The organism is uncultured Anaerovibrio sp., assembly GCA_902786545.1.
Classification (GTDB): Bacteria; Bacillota; Negativicutes; order Selenomonadales; family Selenomonadaceae; genus Anaerovibrio.
In genome coordinates this window covers 1-3,920 of sequence record CADACU010000075.1, presented here as the reverse complement: position 1 = coordinate 3,920, position 3,920 = coordinate 1, and the positions used below count along the sequence as shown (strand labels likewise).

General features: G+C 44.7%; 4 protein-coding genes. All 4 read right to left on the bottom strand.

All coding sequences use genetic code 11. The features are described 5' to 3' along the window. Nucleotides 1-453 precede the first annotated feature (453 nt). Complete coding sequence (locus QZV24_RS10020) at nucleotides 454-858, bottom strand: hypothetical protein (protein WP_294523435.1); 405 nt, start codon at nucleotides 856-858, stop codon at nucleotides 454-456. Nucleotides 859-1,185: 327 nt separating this feature from the next. Then, nucleotides 1,186-2,526: an APC family permease gene (locus tag QZV24_RS10015; RefSeq protein WP_294523433.1), complete on the bottom strand. Its 1,341-nt coding sequence runs from the start codon at nucleotides 2,524-2,526 to the stop codon at nucleotides 1,186-1,188. 25 nt (nucleotides 2,527-2,551) lie between these two features. Then, nucleotides 2,552-3,265, bottom strand: coding sequence for a gamma-glutamyl-gamma-aminobutyrate hydrolase family protein (locus QZV24_RS10010; RefSeq protein WP_294523431.1), 714 nt, complete (start codon nucleotides 3,263-3,265; stop codon nucleotides 2,552-2,554). A 265-nt stretch (nucleotides 3,266-3,530) separates the two neighbouring features. Further along, nucleotides 3,531-3,722, bottom strand: coding sequence for a hypothetical protein (locus tag QZV24_RS10005; RefSeq protein ID WP_294523429.1), 192 nt, complete (start codon nucleotides 3,720-3,722; stop codon nucleotides 3,531-3,533). Between the last annotated feature and the right edge of the window lie 198 nt (nucleotides 3,723-3,920).

Below are 3,920 nucleotides of genomic sequence, written 5' to 3'. Positions count from 1 at the left end.
GAATATGCTTTTCAACCTCGTCGCGAATTATAATCGTGTAATTATGGAGGAGAACTCCGACAATCTCAAGATGTTTGAAATTCGTCCTGGGGTTTACTCTAATGTTGATCCTGAAAAGCTCATGGATTATCATGTTGCTGACTTTGACCTGAATCGCTAATACCACCAGTGTAGAGATTGTTTGAAAAACAAACAAGCAATTTGGCACATACCTTTTCTTTGGAGGAACAGAGCAAAGTATGATTATTAGCCAGATTCTACGCTAGGCACAGAGACTCCTCGGTGTGAATACTCCAGCGGCAATACAGAAAAGAACGGCCATATGCCCATTGATTTTGGACATATAGCCGTTCTTGTTTCAGGCACCGTACATCCTCCAGTCCTTTGGTAATTCTCCCTCATTCCAGGATCATCCAGAATGAGCAGCTTTATGCATTTTCCCTCGTAACTCGTTTAGTATACCCAGAATTCTCGAACCACATAAGGCCAGCCAATCCTGTTCATGCCATAAGCAAACACTTTATCCCCAGGCGAAACAACGGTATCATGGCTCCGCTCCATGGTATTTGTCTGGTAACGCCACATATCCGTCTGGTATTTGCTGTAATTCCAGGTGATGACCTCTTTCAAACGGCCATTTTTCACCATTTTGGTAGAGATTGAGAACCAGCGTCCAGTTGAGCTCGTTCCATGTGACAATGTATCATCCATGACATAAACATCGATTCCTTCACTGTTCCAATGGGCTACCCAAACATCCGCAGCTTCGATCTGCTGGCCGTTGGGCAACATCATCAAACCTAGCATCAAAGAAACGATACACAATATTCTTTTAATTTTTTTCCACGTCATCATCATTCTTTTTTCTCCTCCTTAACATCGATCTCAAATGTATGGACAATCAATCCACTAAAAATACTCACGATGAACACATCCTAATTACTTCTGTATAATTCAATTTTCAACTAACAAATACCTTCCTCACCAACGACAAAAGGGATGTTGCACGTAAGAAAATCGTGCAACATCCCCTATATTAGCCTTTTATAGGCCCCCCATTAAAAACGCCTCAATACACCGACAATGGCTATAGATGCAAATTATACCATCGAAGCACGTCTATATGTCAGCCAACCGTCTATTTCTTAGATGCTTTGTCTCTTGCCCAAGATCCAATACAGTTCTTTATCTACCTGCTGTGCTCTCTACGGGAACGCCTTCATCATTATCTTGTTCATTTCCCCCCTGCTTGGACAGGTATTGTTTTTTCATCAAAAAGTAAAAAGGTATACCTACTGCCAGTCCCCCAAGACCAAAGATGATCTTATCTATATCTGCCTGCAAAAGCAGCCAAATACTAACAGCAATGGAAACTACAGGGAACAGCGGCCCAAATGGCGCTTGCAAAGAGCTTGGCGCTTCCGGGTGACGGCGGCGCAGAACCAAAACAGCCAGGCAGCTGGGTAGATACTGGGCAAAACGGGAAACCACGCTGATAGCGGCCAAGGTCGTGAACGAGCCGGACAGCGCAATCAGTATGCCCACAACCGTAGAAAATATAATCGCCACATATGGTGTCCCCCAACGGCTATAACGCGATAAAACCGGCGGCAGCATTTTATCATCAGCAATAGCGACAATTACCCTGGGGGTCAAAAAAGATGAAGCCATGTTGATGCCGCCGATGGATACTAACGTGCCAGCAGTTACCAATGCCAAACCAACCGGTCCAAAAATATAAGCTGCTGCCGTCGCAATCGGCGTCTTGGTCTCACTTAATCCTGCCCCCAAAACGCCAATGGAAACCGTCTGTATCAAGAAATAAAATACCGATACGACCAACATGACCATAACGATTGCGCGTGGCAGATTTTTCTTGGGATTTTCCATATCCTCTGCCGCTTCAGCAATGGCCTCAAAACCCGTGAATGCATAGAATATCAACAACGCAGCTGCACCAAAGGAAAATTCTTCAGCTGCCGCAGCCGCCGTGCCAAATTCGAGATTATTGCCCTGAAGGCAGAACAATCCTGCCGCAATAAACAGAACCAACGGCAACAATTTCCCCACTGTTACCAGATTGTTCACGGCTTTAGACAATTTTACACCAAAAATATTCATAAGTCCTAAAGAGCCCATAAGGAGCACAATGATGAAGTTTTTCACAAAAGGTATCCCAGCCTCTGGATATATAGCGGCTAATGCCGTAGCAAAACCATTGGACATCGCCGCCCAGGCAATAATGCTGATAGCAGCCTTCATAAAGCCAACCTCAAAACCGATGAAGTTGCCAAAAGCAGCCTTGGCATAAATATAAGGACCACCATTACGCGTGAATAAACCGCTTAGTTCCGCAAAGCACAAAGCCAGTGAAATCGCCAGAAAAGCATCAAACAGAATAACCAGCAAAGAATAACTGCCGGACAATGCATACGCCTTGTTGGGAAGCAGGAAAATGCCTGAACCGATGATAGCGTTAATCCCCAACAAAACTATACTCCAAAAGCCAAATTTCTCTCTTACCATAAAAATCCCCCTCTACAAGCAAATATTATGTCTTAGACACAAACGATTTGAACAAAGCAAGCATCTTTTCCTGTCGATGCATCATCTCTGGATGCCATTGCACGCCTGCAGCAAACGGCCCATCCACTGATTCAATGCCCTCGACAGTCCCATCAGCCGCCCAGGCAACAGCTCTAAACCTGTCAGCAATTTTCTTTATGGACATATGATGAAAGGAATTGGTTCCAGTTTTAGTTCCAAAAATAGAATACAGCCATGAGTCCTCTAAAAACGAAACCGTATGGGTAGCCTGCGCAGGATTGCTGCCCTGCCAGTGTCTGACGTAACATTTATCATCTTCGCTGCAATCCTGATATAAGCTTCCCCCTGCTTCTACATTCAGTATTTGCAGGCCACGGCAAATGCCCAGTACCGACAGTCCCAAGCGTCTTGCTGTTTTTATCAATAGTAGGTCAAAATCATCCCTTTCCTTGAGCGTTTCTCCCAATAACTTATGTGGCTCCTCCGCAAACAGCAACGGATTTACATCATAGCCGCCGGTAATTATCAGGCCATCAACCACGGACAGTTGTCGTTCAACACATTCAACATCAGACAAAACTGGCAAAACCAGTGGTACAGCTCCGGCAGCTTTTACGGCGGCCACATAATCATGGTTCACATAGGCTCGGGGATATCCTGGGAACATCCCCGCTGCATCAAACATCAAATTTCCCCCAATGCCGATGATTTTTTTCACCAATCAAACCTCCCTTGCATACAGTTAAATCGTTAGCCATGCGCCTTTGCGGAATCCTAAAACAAAAGAGGCTTTGCATAGGAAATACTCCCACTGCAAAACCTCTGGTTGTCCAGTCAGCTCCCACATCTAGCGATGTGTCCATATTACAACTTTACACCTATTATGTCAATAGGTGTAGTATTTTTTTTATTTTATCAATCGACGTCACGGATTTCATCCAGCACAACGACGGAGCCCAAAACAAAAGCCCCAAGGCGTAAAACTATTCTACCCGCACATTGGGACAATGACTTGCGATATGAGACAGCACAAAATCGTACTGGGCGGGAGATGCATAAATCTGATTGTATTCGAAGCCAGCTCGTACTTTTATCAAGTCATGAGAGCGATCCTGTACGATACTCTTGACGTTGGCAAACTTGGACTCCATTGCATTCCGACCATAATTTGCCATTCCCATGCCCGCCAAACATCCCCTCCTTCAAAATAATTTATTCAACTTATTGGAGCAATTCGCCAAATACATCGCTTTTCCTGCTTTCCAAGAAAAACACCCTCTACGATGACCGTTTTATCAGTATCGTAGAGGGTGTCTGTTATCTCATTTTAGAGCTGCGGGCCAGCTGCAACGAGAGCCTTGCCTGCTTCATTG